This is a genomic window from Belnapia arida, assembly GCF_016773205.1.
Taxonomy (GTDB): Bacteria; Pseudomonadota; Alphaproteobacteria; order Acetobacterales; family Acetobacteraceae; genus Belnapia; species Belnapia arida.
On record NZ_JAETWB010000004.1, the window covers coordinates 181,147 to 205,116 of the forward strand.

21 protein-coding genes are annotated in these 23,970 nt (G+C 71.3%); 10 read left to right on the top strand and 11 right to left on the bottom strand.

Annotation, left to right across the window (positions count from 1 at the left end; all coding sequences use genetic code 11):
• Window positions 1-16: 16 nt before the first annotated feature.
• The 5 genes from JMJ56_RS12535 to JMJ56_RS12555 all read left to right on the top strand — a co-directional run bounded on the left by JMJ56_RS12535 (window position 17) and on the right by JMJ56_RS12555 (window position 6,033).
• Complete coding sequence (locus JMJ56_RS12535) at window positions 17-1,129, top strand: AI-2E family transporter (RefSeq protein WP_202832104.1); 1,113 nt, start codon at window positions 17-19, stop codon at window positions 1,127-1,129.
• Window positions 1,129-1,875, top strand: a complete 747-nt coding sequence (locus tag JMJ56_RS12540; RefSeq protein WP_202832105.1) for a P-loop NTPase family protein — start codon at window positions 1,129-1,131, stop codon at window positions 1,873-1,875. The genes JMJ56_RS12535 and JMJ56_RS12540 overlap by 1 nt, the downstream gene beginning before the upstream one ends.
• Before the next feature lie 9 nt (window positions 1,876-1,884).
• The gene (locus JMJ56_RS12545) at window positions 1,885-4,068 is read left to right on the top strand and encodes an RNA degradosome polyphosphate kinase (protein ID WP_202832106.1); all 2,184 of its coding nucleotides are present in this window, start codon (window positions 1,885-1,887) and stop codon (window positions 4,066-4,068) included.
• A 5-nt stretch (window positions 4,069-4,073) separates the two neighbouring features.
• Window positions 4,074-5,558, top strand: a complete 1,485-nt coding sequence (locus tag JMJ56_RS12550) for a Ppx/GppA family phosphatase (RefSeq protein ID WP_202832107.1) — start codon at window positions 4,074-4,076, stop codon at window positions 5,556-5,558.
• Between the two features lie 70 nt (window positions 5,559-5,628).
• Window positions 5,629-6,033 carry a cupin domain-containing protein gene (locus JMJ56_RS12555; RefSeq protein ID WP_202832108.1) on the top strand — a complete coding sequence of 135 codons (405 nt, stop codon included), beginning with the start codon at window positions 5,629-5,631 and terminating at the stop codon, window positions 6,031-6,033.
• 43 nt (window positions 6,034-6,076) lie between these two features.
• On the opposite strand, the gene JMJ56_RS12560 is transcribed toward JMJ56_RS12555, so the two are convergent.
• The 4 genes from JMJ56_RS12560 to JMJ56_RS12575 all read right to left on the bottom strand — a co-directional run bounded on the left by JMJ56_RS12560 (window position 6,077) and on the right by JMJ56_RS12575 (window position 8,527).
• The gene (locus JMJ56_RS12560; protein WP_202832109.1) at window positions 6,077-6,385 is read right to left on the bottom strand and encodes a hypothetical protein; all 309 of its coding nucleotides are present in this window, start codon (window positions 6,383-6,385) and stop codon (window positions 6,077-6,079) included.
• A 55-nt stretch (window positions 6,386-6,440) separates the two neighbouring features.
• The gene (locus JMJ56_RS12565) at window positions 6,441-6,848 is read right to left on the bottom strand and encodes a hypothetical protein (protein WP_202832110.1); all 408 of its coding nucleotides are present in this window, start codon (window positions 6,846-6,848) and stop codon (window positions 6,441-6,443) included.
• A 76-nt stretch (window positions 6,849-6,924) separates the two neighbouring features.
• Window positions 6,925-7,887, bottom strand: coding sequence for an N-carbamoyl-D-amino-acid hydrolase (locus JMJ56_RS12570; protein ID WP_202832111.1), 963 nt, complete (start codon window positions 7,885-7,887; stop codon window positions 6,925-6,927).
• Window positions 7,888-7,903: 16 nt separating this feature from the next.
• Window positions 7,904-8,527, bottom strand: a complete 624-nt coding sequence (locus tag JMJ56_RS12575) for a hypothetical protein (protein WP_202832112.1) — start codon at window positions 8,525-8,527, stop codon at window positions 7,904-7,906.
• 213 nt (window positions 8,528-8,740) lie between these two features.
• Here JMJ56_RS12575 and JMJ56_RS12580 point away from each other — a divergent pair, with 213 nt between their 5' ends.
• Entirely contained in the window at window positions 8,741-9,304 is a 564-nt protein-coding gene (locus JMJ56_RS12580) for a hypothetical protein (protein ID WP_202832113.1), read from the top strand.
• Between the two features lie 209 nt (window positions 9,305-9,513).
• Here the strand turns inward: JMJ56_RS12580 and JMJ56_RS12585 are convergent, their stop codons facing one another.
• Window positions 9,514-10,743, bottom strand: coding sequence for an ABC transporter substrate-binding protein (locus JMJ56_RS12585; protein WP_202832114.1), 1,230 nt, complete (start codon window positions 10,741-10,743; stop codon window positions 9,514-9,516).
• 137 nt (window positions 10,744-10,880) lie between these two features.
• Between JMJ56_RS12585 and JMJ56_RS12590 the strand changes: the two genes are divergently transcribed.
• The gene (locus JMJ56_RS12590; protein ID WP_202832115.1) at window positions 10,881-11,858 is read left to right on the top strand and encodes a Bug family tripartite tricarboxylate transporter substrate binding protein; all 978 of its coding nucleotides are present in this window, start codon (window positions 10,881-10,883) and stop codon (window positions 11,856-11,858) included.
• Between the two features lie 222 nt (window positions 11,859-12,080).
• Here JMJ56_RS12590 and JMJ56_RS12595 read toward each other — a convergent pair whose 3' ends face one another.
• Both JMJ56_RS12595 and JMJ56_RS12600 read right to left on the bottom strand, forming a co-directional pair.
• Window positions 12,081-13,469, bottom strand: coding sequence for a dihydroorotase (locus JMJ56_RS12595; RefSeq protein WP_202832116.1), 1,389 nt, complete (start codon window positions 13,467-13,469; stop codon window positions 12,081-12,083).
• A 36-nt stretch (window positions 13,470-13,505) separates the two neighbouring features.
• Window positions 13,506-14,417, bottom strand: coding sequence for a LysR family transcriptional regulator (locus JMJ56_RS12600; RefSeq protein WP_202832117.1), 912 nt, complete (start codon window positions 14,415-14,417; stop codon window positions 13,506-13,508).
• 118 nt (window positions 14,418-14,535) lie between these two features.
• Between JMJ56_RS12600 and JMJ56_RS12605 the strand changes: the two genes are divergently transcribed.
• The 3 genes from JMJ56_RS12605 to JMJ56_RS12615 are packed head-to-tail and all read left to right on the top strand — an operon-like array spanning window position 14,536 to window position 17,685.
• Entirely contained in the window at window positions 14,536-16,074 is a 1,539-nt protein-coding gene (locus tag JMJ56_RS12605; protein ID WP_202832118.1) for an MmgE/PrpD family protein, read from the top strand.
• 4 nt (window positions 16,075-16,078) lie between these two features.
• Window positions 16,079-16,555 carry a GNAT family N-acetyltransferase gene (locus JMJ56_RS12610; RefSeq protein ID WP_202832119.1) on the top strand — a complete coding sequence of 159 codons (477 nt, stop codon included), beginning with the start codon at window positions 16,079-16,081 and terminating at the stop codon, window positions 16,553-16,555.
• On the top strand, window positions 16,552-17,685 hold the full coding sequence (locus JMJ56_RS12615) for a bifunctional 2-methylcitrate synthase/citrate synthase (protein ID WP_202832120.1): 1,134 nt from the start codon (window positions 16,552-16,554) through the stop codon (window positions 17,683-17,685). The genes JMJ56_RS12610 and JMJ56_RS12615 overlap by 4 nt, the downstream gene beginning before the upstream one ends.
• 279 nt (window positions 17,686-17,964) lie before the next feature.
• Here the strand turns inward: JMJ56_RS12615 and JMJ56_RS12620 are convergent, their stop codons facing one another.
• From JMJ56_RS12620 to JMJ56_RS12635, 4 genes are all read right to left on the bottom strand, one after another.
• Entirely contained in the window at window positions 17,965-18,852 is an 888-nt protein-coding gene (locus tag JMJ56_RS12620) for a hypothetical protein (RefSeq protein ID WP_202832121.1), read from the bottom strand.
• 128 nt (window positions 18,853-18,980) lie between these two features.
• Window positions 18,981-19,580, bottom strand: coding sequence for a nitroreductase family protein (locus JMJ56_RS12625; protein WP_202832122.1), 600 nt, complete (start codon window positions 19,578-19,580; stop codon window positions 18,981-18,983).
• Window positions 19,581-19,608: 28 nt separating this feature from the next.
• The gene (locus tag JMJ56_RS12630; RefSeq protein ID WP_202832123.1) at window positions 19,609-22,578 is read right to left on the bottom strand and encodes a caspase family protein; all 2,970 of its coding nucleotides are present in this window, start codon (window positions 22,576-22,578) and stop codon (window positions 19,609-19,611) included.
• Between the two features lie 57 nt (window positions 22,579-22,635).
• Complete coding sequence (locus JMJ56_RS12635) at window positions 22,636-23,655, bottom strand: SH3 domain-containing protein (protein WP_202832124.1); 1,020 nt, start codon at window positions 23,653-23,655, stop codon at window positions 22,636-22,638.
• Between the last annotated feature and the right edge of the window lie 315 nt (window positions 23,656-23,970).

Sequence of the window (23,970 nt, forward strand, 5' to 3'; positions counted from 1 at the left end):
GCCTGAGCCGCCACTGATGCCTCTTCCTGGGGTCCGCCCGCGCACCGCGCCGCCGGTGGCGACGCGCGCCCAGCGGGTGGCCCTCGCGCTCGGTGTCGCAGGCGGGCTGTTCCTCACCTTCTGGCTCTTCTCGCCGATCCTCACCCCATTCGTGCTGGCCGCCGTCATCGCCTATTTCCTCGACCCGCCGGCGACGCGGCTAACCCGCATCGGCATCCCGCGCGGCGTCTCGGCGCTGCTGATGATCCTGGCGCTGGTGGCGCTCGCCCTGCTCTGCCTGCTGCTGCTCTATCCGCTGCTGGTGGCGCAGGTGACGGTGCTGATCCAGCGCCTGCCGGCCTATGTGCTCGGCATCGGCCAGGCGGTGCGCGACGCGCTGACCGCGCTCTCCGAACGCCTCGGCCCCGATGTCTTCGACCAGCGCCTGCAGGACCTCGCGGTCGGCCAGGCGGGGGCGATCATCTCCTATCTCGGCACCTCGCTCGCGCGGATGATCACCGGCGGCATCGCCCTCTTCAGCGTCTTCACCCTGGTGACGGTGACGCCCGTCGTCGCCTTCTACCTGCTGCGCGACTGGCCGCGGATCATCCGCCGGATGGATGCTTGGCTGCCCCGCCGCTCCGCCAACACCCTCCGCCAGCTCGCCCGCGACACGGACCGCGTGCTCTCGGCTTGGCTGCGCGGCCAGCTGCTCTGCTGCGCGCTGCTCGCCACCTACTACGCCGCCGCGCTCTCGGCGGTGCGGCTGGAGCTCGGCCTGACGGTCGGGCTGATGGCCGGCATCCTGTCCTTCATTCCCTATATCGGCTCCATCGCCGGCCTCGTCACGGCGCTTGCCCTGGCGCTGGCGCAGTTCGGCACCTGGAACGGCGTGCTGGTGGTGATGGCGGTCTTCGTCGCCGGCCAGGTGATCGAAGGCTACATGATCTACCCCTGGCTGCTCGGCGACCGGGTGGAGCTGCACGCCGTATGGGTGATCTTCGCCCTCTTCGCCGGGGGCGTGGCCTTCGGCTTCCTCGGCGTGCTGCTGGCGGTGCCGCTGGCGGCCGTGATCGGCGTCATCGCCCGCTACTGGCTGCGCCGCTACCTGGAAAGCCCGCTCTATCTCGATCCGCCCCGGACCGGCTGATGCTCGACACCACGGCGCCGCTGCCGCGGCAGCTCGCCTTGCCGCTGCCCGCCTTCGCGCCTTTCCAAGCAGAGCCGGTGCTGGCCGATGACAGCAATGCCGAAGCCCTGGCCTGGCTCGCCCGGCCCGAGGCCTGGCCTGGCGGCCGCCTCGCCCTTCACGGCCCGGCGGCGACCGGCAAGTCGCTGATGCTGCGCGGCCTCGCCGCCCGGCGCGGCTGGCCGGTGCTGACCGGCCCGGCGCTGCGCGGCCTGCCCGACCTGCCGCCCGGCCCCGGCCTCGCGCTCGACGATGCCGATTGCATGGCCGAGGAGGCGGCGCTCTTCCACCTGCTAAACCTTTGCGCCGAGCGCGGCCAGCTCCTTCTCCTTGCCGGCCGTGCCCCGCCGGCGCGCTGGCCGGTGGCGCTGCCCGACCTCCGCAGCCGGCTGCGCGCCATGCCCGCCACCGGCATCCGCCCGCCCGGGGACGGGCTGCTCGCCGCCCTGTTGCGCCGGCATTTCGCCCGCCGCCAGCTTCGGGTGGAGGAAGGGGTGCAGGCCTGGCTGCTGGCCCGCCTGCCGCGCGAGGCCGCCGCCATCGCCGAGGCGGCCGCCCGGCTCGACCGCGCCGCGCTCGCGCTCGGCGGTCGCGTCACCCGCGCGCTCGCCCGTGCAACCCTGGCCGAGTTGCCGGGCTTCGGTACGGATGACGAATCCATGGCATTCCCGGAGACCGGCTGCCCGCCTGCGCCGAGGTTGCTATAGGGTGGGTGCATGAGCCTCGCCGAGATCCGCACCCCACCCGCCGCCGAGCCCGTGCCCGGCCCGCAGGAGCCCGAGCGCTTCGTCAACCGGGAGCTCTCCTGGCTCGACTTCAACACCCGCGTGCTGGAGGAGGCCGGCAACGAGCACCACCCGCTGCTGGAGCGGCTGCGCTTCGTCGCCATTTCGGCCGCCAACCTCGACGAATTCTACTCCGTCCGCGTCGCCGGGCTGATCGGCCAGGAGGGCGCCGGCATCACCAGCCGCTCGCCCGACGGCCGCACCCCCACGCAGCAGCTCGCCGCCATCCATGACCGCGCCGAGGTGCTGATCGAGGCGCAGCAGGCCGCCTGGCGCACGCTGCGCGGCCTGATGCGCGAGGCGGGCATCATCGTCTGCGGCATCGAGGAACTGAGCGAGGCCGACCGCGCCTGGCTCGACGGTTGGTTCATGGAGCGGGTCTTCCCCGTGCTCACCCCGCTCGCGGTGGACCCGGCGCATCCCTTCCCCTTCATCCAGAACCTCGCCGCCTGCATGGTCCTCAAGCTGGTGCGGGAGGAGGATGGCGGCACCATGCGCGCCCTGCTGCCGCTGCCGGCGCAGGTCGAGCGCTTTATCCGCCTGCCGCGGCAGGAGGGCGAGACGGCCATCCGCTTCCTTCTGCTCGAGGACCTGATCGAGCTCAGCCTGCGCCGCGTCTTCCCCGGCTTCATCCCGGCCGAGAACGGGCTCTTCCGCCTCATCCGCGATACCGACGTGGAGTTCGAGGAGGAGGCCGAGGATCTCGTCCGCTCCTACGAGACGGCGCTGAAGCGCCGCCGCCGTGGCCGCGCCATCCGCCTCAGCGTGACCGCCGCGACGCCGTCCGACATCGTGGACTTCGTCATCGAGGAGCTGGATGCCGAGCGCAGCGGCGTCTTCGTGGTGGACGGGCTGCTCGGCCTCGACGACCTGCGCCAGCTTATCGTGGATGATCGGCCGGACCTGCTCTTCACCCCCTACACGCCGCGCTTCCCGGAGCGCATCCTCGATTACGGCGGGGACTGCTTCGCGGCGATCCGGGCCAAGGACATCGTCGTCCACCACCCCTATGAGAGCTTCGACGTGGTGGTGCAGTTCCTGCGCCAGGCGGCGCGGGACCCGAATGTGGTCGCCATCAAGCAGACCCTTTACCGGACCAGCCGCGACAGCCCGATCGCCCGCGCCCTGATCGAAGCGGCGGAGGCGGGCAAGAACGTCACCGGCATCGTCGAGATCAAGGCGCGCTTCGACGAGGAGCGGAACATCGCCCTCGCGCGGGAGCTGGAGGCGGCCGGCGTGCAGGTGGTCTTCGGCTTCGTCGAGCTGAAGACCCATGCCAAGATGTCGCTGGTGGTACGGCGCGAGGCCGGGGCGCTGCGGAGCTACGCGCATTTCGGCACCGGCAATTACCACCCGATCACCGCGCGCATCTACACGGACCTCTCCTTCTTCACCGCCGATCCGGCGCTGACCGGCGATGCCGCGCGGCTCTTCAATTACATGACGGGCTACGCCCGGCCGGAGCGGATGGAAGGCCTCGCCTTCGCCCCGCTCACCATCCGCCCGACCCTCCTCGGCCTCATCGAGCAGGAGCGGCGCTTCGCCGAGGAGGGGAAGCCCGCCGGCATCTGGCTGAAGATGAACAGCCTGGTCGACGAGCAGCTGATCGACGCGCTCTATGCCGCCTCCCGCGCCGGGGTGAAGATCGATTGCGTGGTGCGCGGCATCTGCTGCCTCCGCCCCGGCGTGCCCGGCCTTTCGGAAAATATCCGGGTGAAGTCCATTGTCGGCCGCTTCCTTGAGCATTCGCGCATCCATGTCTTCGGCAATGGCCACCGCCTGCCCTCGCGCCGGGCGCGGGTCTTCATCTCCTCGGCCGACTGGATGGCGCGCAACATGGACTGGCGGGTCGAGACCATGGTGCCGGTCGAGAATGCGACCGTGCACGCCCAGATCCTCGACCAGATCATGGTGGTGAACCTGAAGGACACCGCCCAGAGCTGGGAGCTGGCGAGCGACGGCGCCTGGCGCCGCCTGCCGCGCGGTCCGCAGCCGGTCTCGGCGCATGAATATTTCATGACCAACCCCTCCCTCTCCGGCCGCGGCAGCGCGTTGAACCGCAGCGGCCGGGCCACGATGCGCAAGCCGCGCCCCGACCGCATCGCCCAGGACTGACAGGCATGACCATTTCCGAAGCGCGCCGCTGCGGCGTCGTCGATCTCGGCTCCAATTCCGTCCGCCTCGTCATCTTCGAGGGGCGAGGGCGGAACCCGCAGGCAATCTTCAACGAAAAGGCCGTGCTCGGCCTGGGACGGGGGCTCCAGGCGACGGGGCGGCTGAACGAGGGGGCGATCGGCCCCGCGCTCACCGTGCTCGCCCGCTATCACGCCGTCGCCCGTGCCATGCACGCCGACCCGCTGGAGGTGGTGGCCACCGCCGCGGTGCGCGATGCCGAGAACGGCCCTGCCTTCGTTGCCGCCATGCGGGAGCGCATGCTCGGCCTCAGCATCCGCATCCTCACCGGCGAGGAGGAGGGCAGGCTCTCGGCCGATGGCGTGCTGCTCGGCTTCCCCGGCGCCGATGGCGTGCTCGGCGACCTCGGCGGCGGCAGCCTCGAGGTGGTGCGCCTCACCGAGGGCCGGGTCGCCCGCGCGGCCTCGCTGCCGATCGGCGCCATCCGCCTCGCCGAGCGCGCCGGGGGCGAGGTGGCCCGCGCCCGCGCCATCGCCGAGGAGGAGCTGGCAAGGCACCCCTGGCTCGCCGAGGGCGGCGGCCGCGACCTCTACCTGGTCGGCGGCGCTTGGCGGGCCCTGGCGCGGATGCATATCGCCCAGACAGGCTATCCGCTGGCCATCGTCCACCACTACGTCCTTCGCCGCGAGGAAGCGCGCGATCTCGCCGGCGTCGTCATGGCCGCCTCCCGCCGCGTGCTGGAGCGGATGGCCGGCGCCCCGCAGAAGCGCTTGGCCGACATGCCCTTCGCCGCGGTGACGATGCGTCGCCTGCTGCGCGCCACCGGCGCCTCCCGCGTCGTCTTCTCGGCCAATGGTCTGCGCGAGGGCTGGTATGCCCGCCTGCTGCCCGAGGCGGTGCGGCAGGGAGACCCGATGCTGGCCGCCGCCCGCGACCTTGCCGCCGCCTGGGGGCGCGACCCGGGGCTGCCGCCAGCGCTGATCGCCTGGACCGACCCGATCCTCCCCGAGCAGGACCCGGCGGTGCGGGCGTTGCGCGAGGCGGCCTGCTGGGTTTCCGACATCGGCAGCCACGACCATCCGGAATACCGTGCGGAGCAGGCCTTCCTCCGCATCCTCCGCCAGCATGGCGCCGGGCTCGACCACCATGCCCGCGCCTTCCTCGGCCTCTGCGCCGCGCTGCGCTACGAGGCCGAGCCGAGCGCCCCCTTCCTCGGCCCGACGCGCGTGCTGCTCGACCTGCCGACCATCCGCCGGGCGGAGGCGCTCGGCGCCGCGCTGCGCCTCGCCTATACGCTCTGCGGCGGCACGCCCGCGCTGCTGGCCGGCACGCGGCTGGAGCGCCAGGGCAGCCGCCTTGTCCTCCGACTCGCCGAGGGTACCGGCGTCTTCGCGGGCGAGAGCGTGCTGCGGCGCGTGGAGCAGCTCGGCGCCGTGCTTGGCCTGGAGGCGGTGGTCGAAGTCGAGGGGTGAGCGAAGTTTTCTTCCCGCGCCGCGCCATTCCATCGTCAACTCCTCCGCGGTCGAAATGGGGAGGACCAGGATGCACCGGATCGCAGGCTTGGGCGCCATGGTCGGGATGGCGATGATGGGCAGCGTCGCCCTGGCGCAGGATTCAGCGCGGCCGAACCTAGTCCTTCGCGAGGTGGTGGAGGGCATGCCCCGAGGCGAGCGGCAGGAAGTCCAGGTCCTCACCGCCACCATCGCTCCGGGCCAGGCGACCGTGTTCCATACCCACCGCTTCCCGGTGACCGTCTATGTCCTGGAGGGCGCCTTCACACTGGAGATGGAAGGGCGCGAGCCTGTTACCGTCCAGGCCGGCGGTGCCCTGGTGGAGCCGCCGCATGTCCGCATGACCGGCTACAACCGGCGCGCCGACACGCCGGCGCGCGTCCTCATCGTCTACGTGTCCGATCCGGGAACACCCTTCCTCGACCCGGCCCACTGAGGCCGGTGTCGATCGGGAGGCAAGGGCTTCCTGCCGGCCTGCCCTACCGCTGCGTGTTCTGGTTCAGCCCCGGCTGCATGCCTGCACTGCCTGTGCCCAGCCGTCCCTGCTCCTCGGGCCGCCCCACATCCGGCCGCAGCGAGCTGCGATCCGCCTCCAGCGGCAGCACCTGCGCCGGAGGCACCACGGCCTGCGGCTCCCTGGCCGCCTCGGCCTGATCGACGGCGCGATCCCGCTGGGTCTCCTGGTTGAGCTGGCGCGAGGCGCGCTCAGCCGGCGTCTGGGCAAGCGCCGGTCCGGCGATCAGCGCGGCGGCGAGGAGGAGGAAGCGGGGGGCGGTTGCGTGCGGCATGCCGCAGATAGCGCCTGGGCTTCGGTGCGGTTCCGGGCCCATCCGCCGCCACGCGTCACATGCAGCCGTAGAGCCGCATGCAGGAGAAATAGCGCTGTTGGCATTGCCTCATGCAGCCCGCCCGGTCCGTCGGGGTGAAGGCCGGCGCGCTCGGGTTCGTGCTCCACATGGGCGGGCAGGCGATCTGGCAGGAACTCTGCTGTGCGAGGCAGTTGCTGGCGAGCGGCTGGGCACAGCGCGGTGCCGCCTGGCCGTTGTCCGTCGGTGCGGCAGGCGCCCGCGGCGCCGCGGCGCTGCCCGTGTCGTCGCGCGGCAGCGGCGGCGGTTTCCCGCCGGGTTCGGCAGGAGCCATGCGGCCTCCCGTTGCCGGCGGCAGCGCATCCGGCTTGCCGAGTTGGGCCTGGGCCGCAGCCATGACGGGCATCGACAGGGCCAGCAGAAGGCGGATCACCCAAAGGCGCAAGCAGTCTTCTCCATTCATTCGACGATACAGGAACAACCCGGCCACTGCCCAATGGATGTGCCCGCGGCGTGAGCCTCTACCCCTTTGGCACCCACTCCGCCGGCGCCGCGCTGCCCGTCTGCCCGGTGATCCGCCCATAGGCCTCGACCCGCCGGTGGGCCGCGAAGTTGAAGATCGTCTGCCGCCCCAGCTCGCACATGCCGAGGTCGCAATCGGCGACGATCAGCTCGTCGCCCCAGCTCGTCGCCTGGGCCATGATCTCGCCCTGCGGGTTGACGATGATGGAATGGCCGAAGAGCTCATGCCCGTCCTCGTCCCCTGCCTTGGCGACGCCCGCGGCGAAGCAGGCATTCTGGTAGCACCCCGCCTGGATGGAGAGATGGCTGTGGAAGACGCGCAGGTGATGCGCCTCGAAGCCGCGGTTCTCCATGTTGAGGCTCGGCGTGTTGTAGCCGAGCATGACCAGCTCGACCTGCTGCAGGCCGAGCACCCGCCAGGCCTCCGGCCAGCGCCGGTCGTTGCAGATCATCATGCCGATATTGACCTGCGCCTCGCCGACCGGCGCCCGCACCACCGGGAAGCCGAGGTCGCCCACCTCGAAGTAGCGCTTCTCCAGGTGCTGCACCGTCCGCGTCGGGTCGTACTCGGCATGCCCTGGCAGGTGGACTTTGCGGTATTTCAGCACCACCTCGCCCGAGGGATGCACATAAACGGCGGTGTTGAAACGCCGCCCCTCCGGCGTCCGCTCGGCATAGCCGAGATGAAAACCGATATTGAACTTCCGCGCCGCCTCGAAGAGCGGGGCGGTGGCGTTGGAGGGCAGGGCCGTCTCGTACCAATGGTCGGCCTCCGCCAGGTGCTCATGGTACCAGCGCGGGAAGAAGGTGGTGAGCGCGAGCTCGGGGAAGACCACCACCTCCGCCCCGCGCCGGTGCGCCGTCTCCATCAGCCGAACCATGCGCCCGACCGCGACATCGCGCCCCTCGGCCTTCTGGATGGGCCCCAGCTGGGCGGCGGCGAGGACGAGGCGTCGGGACATGGGCAAGGCTCCGCGGTCAGAGTGTGCTGCCGCCCCCGCCGCGCGGCCCGCCGATGGTCGGCACCACGGTCGCGTCGAGGGTGACGGCGTAGGGTAGCATCAACGGATCGGCCCCGGAGCCGATCGGTTTGAAATCCAGATAGCCGCTGTAGGATTTCCAGGCGGCCGGGCTTTCGCTGACGATCTGGTCGTAGAGGTTGTTCGGCGTGTCGATGCCGTCCACCTCATGGGTGGAGATCAGCCCCGCCGCGTAGCAGGCGCGCGAGGCATGGGTGGAGCAGTTGTTGCCGGCGATGGTGAAGCCGTCCGTCTTGGCGCGCATGGAGAGCCAGGCATCGCGGAAGGCCTCCGCCCGGCGCCTGCCCACATCGAGCACCAGCATGGTGGAGATGCAGGGCTCCGTGCGGGCATTCGCCAGCGTCACGTAATGCCGGCGCTGGGTGAGATAGGTGGCGTAGGAGAAGACGATGCCTTTGCCGCCCACCGCATCGGTGCCGAAATACCCGACCGGTGCGCCGCCCGGCAGGATGCAGTCGCTATGGCCGCCATCCGGCGGGCCTTCGGTGTGGGAGGGCTTGAAGCGGACGATATAGGCAATGGTCGTCTCGCCGTTGATGCGCAGGGTGATCGGGGAGGGCATGATCGGCCTTCTGTAACTGGCCGCTGCGGTATCGCACCGAACTTGTTGTGACATCAACGATAGGTTGCCGTAAGGAAGTTCACATTCGTGCAGAAACAAGCAGGCCCCCCCGCCGCGCCGCAAGTGAAGGCGAAGCGGGACCGGCTGGTTCGCCGGGCGGAAACTGGCTAATCGGGCTTGAAATACCCCCGGATGACCGCACGGAGCAGGATCATGGCCAATCCGTTGAACTTGCCGGAAGAGATCGATTTCTGGTCGATCTTCAACCGCCGGAACGTCCACGCCAATGACCGCAACGGCCAGTTCATGGCGAAGCAGGACGAGGAGAAGTACGCCCGCGGCATCCACGTCATCAACGACACCTATGCCAACCTCTACCGCTCCCTCTCGCTGCCCCGCTCCGACCTCCGGCGCTCCGTCCATGCCCTGAAGCGCAGCTTTCTGATTCATAAGGGCTTCACGAAGCTCGCGGAGGCACCCATGCAATTCTGGTGCGTCACCTTCGATCTCTACAACCGCGGCTCGCCGAACGACCCAAACGGGCCGCGCCGCCTCATCGCTATCCTGAAAAACTGGCCGGGCGCGCAGTCCCCCACCGGCAAGACCATCCACAGCTCGGATGGCGGCTATTTTGCCCACCTGATCTACAGCAACAACCACTACGGCGATCAGACGGGCAGGACGCCGAGCTTCGCCTATGTGAAGAACTGGCCGCTGAAGGACGCTCCCGCAGGCGCCTATTCGACCCTCGGGAGCGTCGCCGCGACCTTCGGTTGAGCATGTCTTGGTGACAAGCCGGGGCGCGTCGGACAGAGCGCAGGGCAGGAGGAACCTGCCCATGCTCACACGCCCTGGCGTCCGCGGCATCGCCGGCGGGCCGAAGCTGAAGGCACGCGCTTTCTGTAACTGGCCGCTGCGCTATCGCGCCGATACTGCGATATCGGCGTGTGTACAAAGTCGAACTTCTTTTGCTGAGCAGCGCCCCATCAGGCCCTGATCAGCGGGCAGCCGCCCTCGCCGATCGGCCGGAAGGCGTCATCACCCGCCGTCGTCTGCAGCAGCTTGTAGTAGTCGAAGGGCCCGCGGCTCTCCTCCGGCTTCTTGACCTCGAAGAGGTAGGCGGGATGCAGCTTGCGGCCATCGGCGCGGATGGTCCCGGGGCCGAAGCAGTCGTCGTCGCAGGGCATCGCCTTCATCCGCGCCACGACCTCGGCGCCATTCGCCTTGGCCGCCGGCACGCCCATGTCGACCGCCGCCTTCAGGTAATGCAGCACCGCCGCATAGCCGCCCGCATGATTCATGCAAAGCGCGTTGGTGCCGATATTCGGCCGCACGCGCGCCGAGAAGGCCCGGGTCCGGTCGTTCAGGTCCCAGTAGAAGGTCTCGGTGCAGATCAGCCCCTGCGCCGTGGTGAGGCCGAGCGCATGCACGTCCGGCAGGAACATCAGCAGCGAGGCCAGCTTGATGCCGCGCCGCGCCAGGCCGAACTCGGAGGCCTGCTTGATGCAGTTGATGGTGTCGGAGCCGGCATTGGCCAGGCCGATCACCTTCGGCTTCGCTGCCATCGCCTGCACCAGGAAGGAGCTGAAATCCGAGGTGCCGGGGAAGGGGGTGCGGGCCGAGCCGATGATGCTGCCCCCGGCGGCCTTGATGAAGGTCCCGGTATCCCGCTCCAGCGCATGGCCGAAGGCGTAGTCGGCGGTGATGAAGTACCAGCTGTCCCCGCCCGCCCGTACCGTGGCGCCGCCGGTCGACTTCGCCAGCATCCAGGTGTCGTAGGTCCAGTGGACGGTGTTCGGCGTGCATCTCGGCCCGGTGAGGTCCGAGGTGGCGGAGGAGGTGTTGAGGAAGACCTTGTTCTTCTCCCGCACCACCTCGTTGACCGCCAGCGCCACCGAGGAGGCGCCGCCATCCACCACGACATCGACGCCGTCGCGGTCGAACCACTGCCGGGTGACGTTGGAGCCGACATCGGCGCGGTTCTGGTTGTCGGCGAAGACCACCTCGATGTTGAAGCCGCGATTGCCGAACTCGGCCACGGCCTGGCGGATGCAGGCCAGCTCCGTGGGCCCGGTCACGTCGCGGTAGGTGCCGGAGAAGTCGCAGAGCAGCGCGATGCGGATGGTGTTGGCCGCCTGCGCGCGGGCGCTGCGCCAGGGCAGGCCGCCGGAAAGCGCGGCGCCCGCGCCCAGCAGGGCGCGTCGAGACATGTCCATCGTCGGTGTCCTCCCTTGCGGCTTATGGCGCCGCCTGCACCGGAGGCTACACCGTTTCGCTTTCCGCCTGCCAGTGCATAAGCCCCGATGACAGGGGCTGCCGCATGCGGCATGTCACCTGGCCAAGGAGGAAAACCATGCCCTTCACCCGCCGTGCCGCGCTCGCCCTCGCCGCCGCCCCGCTCGCCAACCCTGGCCTCGCGCAATCCGTCAGCGACTTCCCCAACCGCCCGCTGCGGATGGTGATTCCCTTTCCGCCCGGCGGCGGCAGCGACATCCTCGGCCGGCTGCTGGCCCAGCGCATCGGCGACGTCATCGGCCAGCCGGTGGTGCCGGAGAACCGGTCGGGCGCCGGCGGCAACATCGGCACGGATGCCGTCGCCAAGGCCCCGCCCGATGGCTACACGCTGGTCACGGTGTTCAACACCATCGTGGTGAACCAGTTCATCTTCCGCACCATGCCCTTCGACCTGAAGCGGGACCTGGCGCCGGTCGCCCGCGTGGCGCTGGCGCCGACCGTCATCGCCGGCGGGCCGAAGCTGAAGGCCAAGGATCTGGCGGAGGTCGTCGCCATCACCCGCGCCCAGCCCGGCCTGCTGAACCACGGCACGCCCGGCCTCGGCACCATCACCCATGTCTCGGCCGAGCTGATGGACAGCATGTCCGGCGGCAAGCTGACGCATGTCCACTACCGCGGCACCGGCCCGGCCGTGACGGCCTGCGTCGCCGGCGAGGTGGAGCTGGTCTCCGCCCCCTGGTCCGCCGTGGAGCAGCTGGTGAAGGGCGGCCAGCTCCGCGCCCTCGGCAACCTCGCCGCCCAGGACAGCCCGCTGATGCCGGGCGTCCCGACCGTCGCGGAGGCGGCCAGCCTGCCCGGCTATGCGGTCGACAACTGGGGCGCCGTGCTCGCCCCCGCCGGCATCCCGCCCGCCATCCTCGCCCGCATTGCCGAGGCCGTCCGCATGGCCGTGGACACGCCCGAAGGCCGCGCGGCCATGGCCGCCCGCGGCATCGAATCCGCCTGGGCCGATGGCGGCACCCTCGCCCGCATCATTGAGGAGGAGGGCGCCCGCTGGGAGCCGGTGATCCGCCGCGCCGATATCCGCGTCGAATAGCCGGCCCGGCTGCATCCACCCGCCTCCCCCGGACGTAACGCCGCCGGGAGGCGCGGGGAGCGATGCCGGAGGACAAGGACGAACGGGGCAGGACGGCATATGCCCGTCAGCAGATGGCCGACTCCCTCGGCCTGCTGATCCTGGCCGCCGACGCGCTCGGCTTGCCGAGGACCAAGGCGGCGCTGGCCCATGCCCTGCGCCGCCTCGACCAGGAGATGGCTCTCAGCCCTCCCCCAGATACGTCTCCCGGTGCTGCCGCTTCACGAAGCGCCCCTGGCCCGGCCGCGCCAGCACAGTCTCGCCGTCCCAGATGAGGCTGCCGCGCAGCCAAGTGGCCGCGACGCGCGCCCGCATCCGCCGCCCATGATAGGGCGACCAGCGCGCATCCGGCCGGTCCTGGATCGTCGCCTCGTCGAAGGTGAAGTCGCCGCGCTCCATCACCAGCAGGTCGGCATCCGCGCCGATGCGGATCGCCCCCTTCTTCGGCGCGAGGCCATGGAAGCGCGCCGGCCGCTCGGCGCAGAGGCTGGCCATCAGCGTCACCGGCAGGCCGCGCTCCTCGAGCAGGGAGAACATCAGCGGCGCGAAGCTCTGCATCCCCGTCAGCCCGGCGCCGGGCGTGAAGATGTCGCCCTTGTAGATCTTCCGCTCCCGCGGCCAGGGCGCATGGTCGGTCGAGACATAGGCGACCTGCCCGGCGGCGACCGCGCCCCAGACCCGCTCCACCTCGGCTGCGCTGCGGAAGGGCGGGTTGCACTTGCCGAAGCCCTCGAGCCGGACGAGGTCGTCCTCGGTCATGCAGAGGTACTGGATGCAGGCCTCGCCGCTCGCCTTCGCCCCCTGGCGGCGGAACAGCTCCGCCAGCTCGAAGCCCCGCGCCAGGGAGGAGTGGGCGATGTGGACGTGGCACCCCGTCTCCAGCGCCATCTCGAAGATCTCGAGGTCCGCCATGCTCTCGGCCAGCGGCGGCCGGGTGCGGGCATGCATGATCGGGTCCGTCCGTCCGGCCGCCTTCGCCTCCTCGGTCAGGCGTTGCACCAGCTCCTGGTCCTCGTTGTGGATGGCGCACATCAGCCCGGTCTTGGCGATCTCGCGGAAGGCGGCCAGCATCGTCGGGTGGTCGATGCGCGGAAACCGCACCGCGTCATATTCATAGGTGGAGAGCTTGAAGGAGCAGACGCCCCCCTCCGCCAGCCCCTCGATGGCGGCGACGCCACCGGTCTTGGCGATGGTGCCGTAGAGCGCCATGTCGACATGGCTCGACCCCTCGACCACGCCGATCTTGGCGCGCAGCACCCCGGCATCCGTCACCGGCTGCGGCACGTCATAGGGCATGTCGACGCAGGTGGTGACGCCGCCGGCGGCGGCCGACATCGACGCCCCCTCGATCCCCGGCCAGCCCGTGCTGCTGCTGGTGTGCATGTGGCCATCGACCAGCCCCGGCAGCACCAGCTTGCCGCGATAGTCGGCGACGGCGCCGGCCGGCGGCGGCGCGCCCTGGCCGATGGCGGCGATCGCCTCGCCGCGGATGCCGACATAGCCGCCCGGCAGCACCGCATCGGGCAGCACGATGTCGCCGAGGATCACGCGGTCGAAGGGGCTCTGGTCCATGCTGCGGGCGTCCCTGGAGTCGTTGAGGCGGGGAGGCTAGGCCGCATCCCCCGCCGCCGGAAAGGCCCCCCGCGCGGCGGCGATCGCCGCCCGCGCCGCCTCCGTCTCCCGCTCGCCGTTCCACACCAGCGCCACGCCGACCGACCCCACCGGCCCCGCCAGCGCGCGGAAGGCGACCCCCGGCGGCCGCAGCACCGCCATCCCCGAACTCACCAGCGCCACGCCCAGCCCCGCCGCGACGAAGGCAAGCTGCGCCATCGCACTCCCCACCTCCCGCATCGCCACGGGCTCGAACCCCGCCTCGCGGCAGGCGCTGACCTGCCGGTCGAAATAGGCCGGGCTGATCGAGCGCGGCAGCAGCACCAGCGCCTCGCCCGCCAGCGCGGCCAGCGGCAGCGGCCCCGCCTCATCGAGCAGCGCATGCCCTTCCGGCATCGCCGCCACCAGCGCATCCGAGCCGAGCGGCATCACCCTGAGCGGCGGCCGGTCACGGTCGAGCCGGGCGAGCGCGAAATCCACCTCGCCGCGCCGCAGCGCCTCCACCGCATCGGCGGTATCCATCTCCCGCACCGCCAGCGCGCTGTCGGGCGCCGCCGCGCGCAGCCCGCGCACCAGCGGCGGCAGGTAGTCGAAGAGCGCCGAGGTGACGCAGGCCATGGCCATCGGCGCATGCCGCCCCGCACGCAGCTCACGCGCCAGGCTCTCCACCTGCTTCGCCTCCTCGGCAAGGCGACGGAGGATGGGCAGCAGCGCCTGGCCCTCCCGCGTCGGCCGCGCGCCCTTCCGCGTCCGCTCGAGCAGCCGCACGCCGAGCTCCGCCTCCAGCGCCTGGATCTGCGCCGTCAGCGGCGGCTGCGAGACGCCGAGCCGCGCCGCCGCCCGGCCGAAATGCCCCTCCTCGGCGACCGCGAGGAAATGCCCCATGCGCCGCAGGATACGGAAATCCATCGCCCTCAACTCGCTTCGATACGAAAATCCTATCGCCCTTGCCGCTCAATCGGAATGGACGAAGATGCCCGGCGGGGGGACAAAGCATCCCTCACCACCCGCCGGGGGACAGCCACCGATGCAGAAACACGAAGTGAAGCTCTATCCGTCCAAGTCGCTGCTGAAGCGCGAGGACCAGCTCGCCTGGAAGATCGCCGGCGTCGCCGCCGACAAGGTGGCGGTCGAGAAGGACGTGGCGGGGATGATCATCAACCGGATCATCGACAACGCCTCCGTCGCCATCGCCGCCATCAACCGCCGCCCCGTCACCTCGGCCCGCACCATGGCGCTCGGCCATCCGCGCAAGGGCGGCGCCACGATCTTCGGCGTCGGGGCCAACAAGCGCTTCTCGCCCGAATGGGCGGCCTGGGCGAACGGCACCGCGGTGCGCGAGCTCGACATGCACGACACCTTCCTCGCCGCCGACTACTCCCACCCCGGCGACAACATCCCGCCGATCCTGGCGGTCGCGCAGACCATGGAGAAGTCGGGGAAGGACCTCATCCGCGGCCTCGCCACCGGCTACGAGATCCAGATCGACCTGGTGAAGGCGATCTGCCTGCACGAGCACAAGGTCGACCACATCGCCCATCTCTGCCCCTCGGCGGCGGCCGGCATCGGCACCCTGCTGAAGCTGCCGCAGGAGACGATCTACCAGGCGGTGCAGCAGGCGCTGCACGTCTCGATCTCCTTCCGCCAGAGCCGCAAGGGCGAGATCAGCTCCTGGAAGGCCTTCGCCCCCGCCCATGCCGGCAAGCTGGCGGTCGAGGCCGTGGACCGCGCCATGCGCGGCGAGGGTGCGCCGAGCCCGATCTACGAGGGCGAGGACAGCGTCATCGGCTGGGTGCTTTCCGGCCGCACCGTCGCCGACAAGGAGGGCCGCGAGGCCGCCTACCAGCCGGTCTACTACGAGGTGCCGCTGCCCGGCGCCGGCGAGCCGAAGCGCGCCATCCTCGACAGCTACACCAAGGAGCACTCGGCCGAGTACCAGTCCCAGGCGCTGATCGACCTCGCCTTCCGCATGCGGGAGAAGATCAGCGACTTCGACGCGATCGAACGGATCCTGATCCACACCTCCCACCACACCCACTACGTCATCGGCACCGGCGCCAACGACCCGCAGAAGATGGACCCGAAGGCGAGCCGCGAGACGCTCGACCACTCCATCATGTACATCTTCGCCGTCGCCCTGCAGGACGGCCGCTGGCACCATGTCGACAGCTACGCCCCGAAGCGGGCCGGCCGCGCCGACACCGTCCGCCTCTGGCACAAGATCGAGACGCGGGAGGAGGCGGAGTGGACCCGCCGCTACCACTCGCGCGACCCGAACGAGCTGTCCTTCGGCGGCCGCGTCGAGATCACCATGAAGGACGGCTCGGTCCTCAGCGACGAGCTGGCGGTCGCCAACGCCCACCCGCTCGGGGCAAAGCCCTTCGGCCGGGCCGACTACATCAACAAGTTCCAGATCCTGACCGACGGCATCATCTCGGCGAAGGAGAGCGACCGGTTCCTCGCCGACGTGCAGGACCTGGCCCGCATCCCCGCCGGCGAGCTCGAGGTGCTGAACGTGGCCCTGCCGCGGGACGCGCTGGCCGAGGGGAAGCCCGGGATCTTCTAGGCCGATGACCGTCCTCCGTCCCGGCACGCCGGCCGATGCGCCGGCGCTGGTCGCCATCCACCGGGCCGCGCTCGACGCCGCGCTGCCCGGCCTGGCGCGGCCCTGGACGGAGGCGGAGACGCTCGCCTGGTTCGCCGGCGAGCTGCTGGCCCAGCACCGCGTCACCGTCGCGGAGCAGGCGGGCCAGCCGGTCGGCTACCTCGCCCAGGATAGGGATGAGGTGCTGCACCTCTATGTAGTGCCGGCCCTGCATCGCAGGGGTGTCGGCACCACGTTGCTCGAGACAGCGAAGGCCGCCGCGCCGGGCGGCCTCCGCCTCGCCTGCTTTCGGCGCAACCGGGCCGCGCTCGCCTTCTATTGCCAGCGCGGCTTCCGGCCGACCGCCTGCCGCGACGCCACGGCCAATGCGGAAGGGGAGGGGGACGTGATCCTCGCCTGGGCCCCGCCGCCACCCACACCACGACAAGGAGAGAGCGCATGAGCGAAGCCACCCCCGAGATCAAGAAGGGCCTGGTCGGCGTCTATGCCGACGTGTCCACCGTCTCCAAGGTGATGCCGGAGACCAACAGCCTCACCTATCGCGGCTATGCCGTGCAGGATCTCTGCGAGAATTGCAGCTTCGAGGAGGTCGCCTACCTGCTCTGGAACGGCGAGCTGCCGAACCGCGACCAGCTCGCCGAGTTCAAGGCCGCCGAGGCGGCGGAGCGCGAGATCAGCCCGGCGCTGCACCGCGTCATCAAGGATTTCCCCGCCAGCGCCCACCCGATGGACGCCATCCGCACCGCCGTCTCCTTCATGGGGATGGAGGACCCGGAGAGCGCCGATGTCAGCGAGGCGGCCACCCGCCGCAAGGCCGTCCGCCTGCTGGCGAAGATCCCGACCGCCATCGCCGCCGCGCACCGCGCCTCGAAGGGGCTCGATCCGGTGGCGCCGGACCCAAGCCACAGCTTCGGCGAGAACTTCTTCAACCTGGTCTTCGGCAAGGTTCCGCAGCCCGAGGTGCTGAAGGCCTTCGACGTCTCCCTGATCCTCTACGCCGAGCACACGTTCAACGCCTCGACCTACACGGCGCGGCTGGTGACCTCGACCGGGGCGGACATCCACGGCGCCATCACCGCCGGCATCGCGGCGCTGAAGGGCCCGCTGCATGGCGGCGCCAACGAGGCCGTGATGCACATGCTGAAGGAGGTCGGCGGGCCGGAGAAGGCGGAGGAGTGGCTCTCCACCCGCTTCGACCACAAGGCGCTGGTGATGGGCTTCGGCCACCGCGTCTACAAGTCGGGCGACAGCCGCGTACCGACGATGACCAAGTACGCCGAGCGCATGGCCGAGGTTGTGGGCGACCGGCGCTGGATGGAGACCTCCCGCGTGCTGGCGGCGAAGATGCTCAAGGAGAAGAACATCCACCCGAACCTCGATTTCCCCGCCGGCCCCGCCTACTATTTGATGGGCTTCGACATCCCGCTCTTCACGCCGATCTTCGTCGCCTCGCGCATCACCGGCTGGGCGGCGCATGTCATTGAGCAGGCCGCCGACAACCGCCTGATCCGCCCGCTCTCGCACTACACCGGGCCGGAGCAGCGCCCGGTGCCGCCGATGGATCAGCGCTGAGCGGCAGCGGCATCGCGCACCGAAGGACGGCCGCCGGAGCAATCCGGCGGCCGTCTTCAATTGCGCATCGCGCATAAAAGCGCTGCGCGAATTGCGGTTTCTGTTGACACGGTGGTTGCGTGTGCAGATAGCGTGAATCGCGCGCACGATGTTGCATGCGATTCGTTCGGCGGTGCTCGCACCGCTGCACCTCGCGGAGCCATCCGGCGACAGCGTGCCGCAGCAGGGAAGGACGGTCCATGGACCGCGGGCAAGGCGAGGATGCGACGCAGTCCGTCGTCATCGTCGCGCCGGAGCAGGGCAGAGTCTCATTGCCCGATGCCGGATATGCGGAAGGCGGCAGCACGATGCGGCACCACGCCGCCGATCGCCCGCCGCCGCGTGCTGCCTGGCTGGCCAGGACTGCGATGCCTGCTGCCACCAACCGGGGGACGCGCCGACGCGCTGCCGCCCGATCAACACCGGAATGCGCAAGGAGATGCCCACCGTGACCGATACACCCGAAGCCCCCGCCGCCGATCGCGCGCAGCCCATGGCCGTTGCCACCAGCCGCCGCGCTGCCAAGAAGCCGGTGACTGCGCGCAGCCGCGCTGCCGCCGCCACGAAGAAGCCCGCCGCGCGCAAGGCCGTCGCCAAGAAGGCAGCACCCAAGAGGGCAGCCCCCAAGAAGGCCGCACCGAAGCGCGCTGCCGCCGCCACGAAGAAGCCGGCGGCGAGGAAGGCCGCGCCGAAGCGCGCCGCTGCTGCCACGAAGAAGCCGGCTGCCCGCAAGGCCGCGCCGAGGAAGGCTGCTGCCGCGAAGAAGCCCGCCGCACGCAAGGCGGTGGCGAAGCCGGCCGCGCGCAAGGCCGCGCCGAAGAAGGCCGCTGCCGCGAGGAAGCCTGCCGCGCGCAAGGCCGTGGCGAAGCCGGCTGCCCGCAAGGCCGCGCCGAGAAAGGCCACTGCCACGAGGAAGCCCGCTGCGCGCAAGGCCGTGGCGAAGCCCGCCACGAAGAAGGCGACGGCGATGAGCACCGCCCGCTCCGAGGCGGCGAAGAAGGGCGCCGCCACGCGCGCCGCGAGGAAGGCCGCCGCCGCGACCGCCACGATGAACTCCGCCGCCCCGGCCTCCGCGCCGGCCGAGGCCGAGACCCCGGCGACCTGAGGCAACGCAGTCCTCTCCGTCATGGCCGTGTTCGGCCATGACGGAGAGCTGAGTGCCTACGGCCCTGTGCCCGCGGGCCATGCCGCGCCGCGGGCGCAACGCGTTTCCGCCTTATGTTCCTTAAGCGCGGGCATCTCGGCCTTCGCCGCGCTCATCCCTGCCACTCGCCGAAAAAGACCCATTCGCGGACGGGTCTGCGCTGCCGCGGCGCCACTTCGCGCGCCGCCAGGGCTTCGGGCAAGGCCTCCGCCACGTCGACCGGCCCGAGCGCGATCGCCGCCACTGGTTCGTAGCCTTCGGGGATGCCGAACACCTCCCGCGCCCTCGCCGCGTCGAAGCCGCCCATCTGGTGCAGCTGCATCCCGAGCGCCACAGCCTGCAACGCCATCTGCGCCATCGCCGCGCCGGTGTCGTAGAAGGCATGACGGTTGGGGTTGCCGTTCGCCGGGTTCACCATGCGTGCGACGGCCAGCATCAGCACGCTCGCCTTGTCCGCCCAGGCCTGGTTGCCCGGCGCCAGCACGCCGAGCAGCTTGCCGAAGGCTTCCGCCTCCCGGTCGCGCCGCGCGACGATGAGGTGCCAGGGCTGCTGGTTGCTCGAACTTGCTGCCCAGCGCGCTGCCTCGAGCAGGCTGTCGAGCGCCGCCCGCTCCACCGGCGCCCCGGTGAAGCTGCGCGGGCTCCAGCGCCGCCGCAGCAGCGCCTCGATCGGATGCTCGGCCGGCGCCTCGCGGTCGGGTGACGTGGACATGCGCTTGCTCCTCAGTGAGGAGGAAAGCCTACCGCCGCACCTGCGAGATCGGGAAGGAGCGCAGGTCCCGCTGTGCCGTGCGGAACACCGCGTCCTGTTGATGCTGCCGCTGCCGCGCCAGCTCCGGCACCCGCCGTGTCACCCATTCGCCCAGGCCCAGCGCGCTGACCCGCCCCTCCGCATCCATCGCCGCCTTGCCCCGCAGTCCCTCGCGCAGCGCATAGGCGAAGACGCCGTTGCGGTCGTCATAGCTGTCGAGCGCCTCCTGCACGCTGCCGCTCGCGGCGAGCAGGAAGCGCCCCGTCTCGTTCCCGAGCGCCGAGAGCTGCTCCATGGTGAGCTGCCCCGCATGGCAGGTGTCGAGCAGCAGGAAGGCATCCCGCGCCCGGATGCGCGCCAGCGCCGCGACCAGCGTGCCGTCGTCGATCCCCTGCGCGCGCAGCGCCGCCCAGCCGGAGGTGTCACGCGTATCCGCCGGCAGGAAGAGGAAGCGGTTGTCCGGCTCGGTGCGGATGCCATGGCCCGCGATGTAGAGGATGAAGGTGTCCCCCGGCCCCACATCGTCGGCGGCGCGTGCCAGCGCATCCAGCACGCCGCGCCGCGAGGCCTCGGCATCGCGCAGCACCGTCACCCGCGTCTCGCGGAAGAGCGAGCCGGCGCCCTCGCGCAGCAGCCCCGCCACCGTCTCCGCATCCGGCACGGCGAAGCGCAGGTCGAGCTCCGGGTTGGCATAGCGGTTGACGCCGATGGCGAGCACGACGAGCCGCCCCGCATCCGCCGGCGGCTCCGCATCCCCCGGCCGTCGCAGGGCAAGCCCCGGACCATCGGCGAAGAGCGTGCGGTCCTCAGCATAGAGGCGCGTGGCGATGCGGTTCGGCCCGGGGTCGAGCGGCACCTCCACCTCGGTCTCGCCCGGGCTTGCCTCGGTGCGCGCGGCGATGCGGTCATTCACCAGGACGTCGAGCGGGCCGAGCCCGAGCCCCCGGTCCGTGGTGGCGAAGGTGAGGCGCAGCGCCGTCGCCCCTTCCGGCAGGCTGCGCGCCTCCCAGCCGAGCGGCACGCACCCCGCCCCGACGACGGCGCAGGCCGCGCGCCCCGCCGCCAGCACCGGCAGCCGGCCGATCCGCGCCCGCACCTCGCCGAGCTGCGTCAGCCGCTGCTGCGCCGGTTCCTGGTCGCCGGCGATCCGCTGCCTGACGGCCCGCGGCGCATAGAGCGCTCGATAGGCCTGCTGGAAGCTCACCCATTCGGTATTCTGCGCCCGCCCACGGTTGAGCAGCACGCCGACCAGCTCCTGCCCGCCATTGGCGGCATGGTCGAACAGCCCCTCCGGCGTCCAGAGTGCCCAGCGCCGCGTCTCCGCCTGGATGAAGAGCGCCGCCTGCTCCACCACCGCCCCGCCTTCCAGCCGGTACCAGCGCAGCGTGCCGTCGCCGAGCGCGGCGATCGCCATGTCGCCTGCCACCGTCAGCCCCCAGACCGCTCCCGGCACCGCCAGCGCGTCCAGCGCTCGCCCCGCCGCATCGAAGAGGCGGAGATGCGTGTCCGTCCCGAGCAGGAACCCGTCTTCCCTCGGCAGGATGGCGAGGCTCCGCGCGAATTCCCCTTCGCCGAGCCTGAGCGGGTTCTGCCCGAGCCGCGGCCGGTTGGAGTTATGCCAGTCGGTGACCGGCAGCCGCGCGCTCGCTATCCGCGCCGGCTGGAAGGCGCCCGTGCCGCCCGCCGCCTCCAGCCGCCCGTCCAGCGCATCGAAAACGACCGGCGCCTCGCCCGCCCGCAGCGCTACGCGCAGCGTCGTGCCCTCCTCGGTCGCGGCGAGGCCCGCCCCCGTCGCCCGGAAATCCGCCCCCGGCGGCCGCGGCGGAAAAGCGATCAGCCCCTCCGGCGTGATCCGTCCCCAGCCCGGATCGGCCGCCGCATAGGCAACGCCCCCACCCGGCAGCGCCAGCAGGTGGGAGATCGCATCCCGTGCCGCGGGGATATCGGTCGAGGGCCCGAGCCCGAAATCCGTCCAGCGCCGCACCACGAACTCGCGCCTGGGGGAGGGGGTGGGCGCCGCCTGGCGCTGCACCGCGATGCCCCGGCCGGAGGCGGCCGGCGCCCCCGCCAGCCGCGCATAGCCGCCGGCATGGAGCTGCACGCCGCCCTGCCCATCCGTGGCCCAGGCGACGGCCGGCAGCCCCTCTCCGGCCAGCCCCGCCACATCCGGCAGCATGACGCTGCGCAGGTCGGCCGCCGCCAGCACCTCAACCCGCAGCCGGTCCTCGTAGCCGATGGCGATCAGCCCGCCATCGGGCGACCAGGCCAGGCCGAAGGGGCGGGCGCCGTTGAGCGGCACCCTGTCGGCCAGCCTGCGCCCGTCCGGGCCATAGACCCGCACATGCCCGTCCGCGGAGGCCGTGGCGAGCCGCCCGCTGCGGTCGAAGCCCAGCATCCGTGCCGGCCCGGCATAGCCCGGGTCGTCTAACAGAAGCGCCCCGGTCCGCGCATCGAAGACCCGGATGCCCGCCCGGCCGCCCAGCGCCACCGCCAGCCGCAGCCCATCGGCCGAGAAGGCGAGGTGCTGCACCGGCGCCGGCAGGCCGGAGAGCCGTGCCAGCAGCCGCCCGCTCCGCGCGTCGTAGAGATAGAGGCAGAAGACCCCGTCCCAGGACTGCCCGGTGAAGCCCGCTGCCGCCACCCGTCCGCCATCCGGGCTGAGCGCGACGGCATAGAGCTCGCCATCCTCGTTGGTGCCGATGGGCGGGCGGATCACCCGCTGCTGCGTCCCCTCCGGCAGGGTCCAAAGGCGGAGCGTCTTGTCGTCCGAGACGCTGGCGAGGGTCTGCCCGGCCGCATCCACCGCCAGCCGGGCGACGGGCGCCGTATGCGCCCCAGCCTCGATGCGGAGGAAGGGTTGCTGCGGCGGCTCCGGCGGCGCCGGCTGCGCCACCGCCACGGCGCCGAGCAGCAGGCCCAGCAGCAACAGCCCAGCCAGCCGTAGCCTCGGGCGCAGCATGGAGGTTCCTATGAGCAAGTTACCCCTCCCAGCTTGGGCACCCCACCGGGGTTTGCTCTAGCCGGCCAGCTCGAAGCCCTGGCCCTGCACCGCCCGCTCCGCATTGGTCACGCTCTCGGAGAAATTGTCGCGCTTGGCGATGTTGGAGGCGGCCAGCTCCCGCGTGCTGCCGCCCTCGCCGCCGCCCACCGGCGCCGCCGCCTGGCGCCGCCCAGGGAAGCTGCTCGCCGGCGCATAGCCGCGCAGCCCGCTATCGGTCTCGACCAGGGCGAAATTGCTCCCCGCCGGCTTCACCTTCACCGGCTCGTTGGCGGCGACCCGGCCGACCTCCGGCGCATTCGGCTCCGGGCGGATGCGCAGCGGCACCGGCGCCCGCGGCCGGGCCGGGGCAGGGGGAGCGGCATTGTGCGCCGCCACCTGGGTCCGCGTCCCCGGCGCCACGGCATCGATCGCCGTGTCGAACTCCGCGCCGCGCGTGCTGATCTGCTGGTTGATCCTGCGCGCCATGGCGATGTCCTGCTGCACCCGCGTCCGAAGATCGGCCATCTGGAGCCGTCCGGCCTCCGGGGCCGTCCGCCCGCCGCGCACGTCCTGGCGGATCGCCTCGGCGGCCATCAGCCGGCAGTCGATGAGCTGGTTGAAGGCCAGCTGCGTCCTGTCGATCTGCGCGTTCTCGTTGGCGAGGTCGCCGCCGATCGCGGCGCTGAGGCTCGCCTGGTCCTGCGCCTGCCGCTGCTTCGCCGCAAGGTACCCGCCCGCCGCGCCGAGCGCGCCACCCGCCAGCACGCCTGCCCCGGCGCCGATGGCGATGTCCCGCGTCCGCCCCGTCGCCGCCGCGCCGATCAGCCCACCGAGGACGCCGCCCGAGACGGCGCCGATGGCCGCGCCGCGGATCATGTCCTGGCCGTAGAAATTGCCGGTGGAATCGAGGGCCACCCGCTGCGGCCGGCAGGCATCCATGCCGTCATCGGCGCCGATGCGGTCGGCCTGGGTCGTGGCGCAACCAGCAAGGAAGGCGAGGCCCGTCAGGCTGGCGGTCAGGCGCCGAAGCGGGCGCCGCGGAAGAGGATGATGCATGTGCCGAACGTAACAGGACGGTGCATTTCCGGCCAGCACAGCCAGAGGTTGCGTCACGCATCACGCGCGCTTGTGTGATTTTGCGGCAATATCGTGGTGGCGTGATCGCGCAAAAAGAAAGCCGCCGTCCCGATGGGGCGGCGGCCAAGTCAAACAGGGAGGCTTCACGTCTGGGAGACGAAGGATGCCGGGGGAGGCCCCCGAAACCCTGTCCGGCGCAACCGCCGGATGCAGTGAGCCTACGCCTGCTACTGCTGTGCAGTATTGGTGAAATCGGCCGGCTCCCATGCGCCAGACGCATGCAACAGAAGGGTT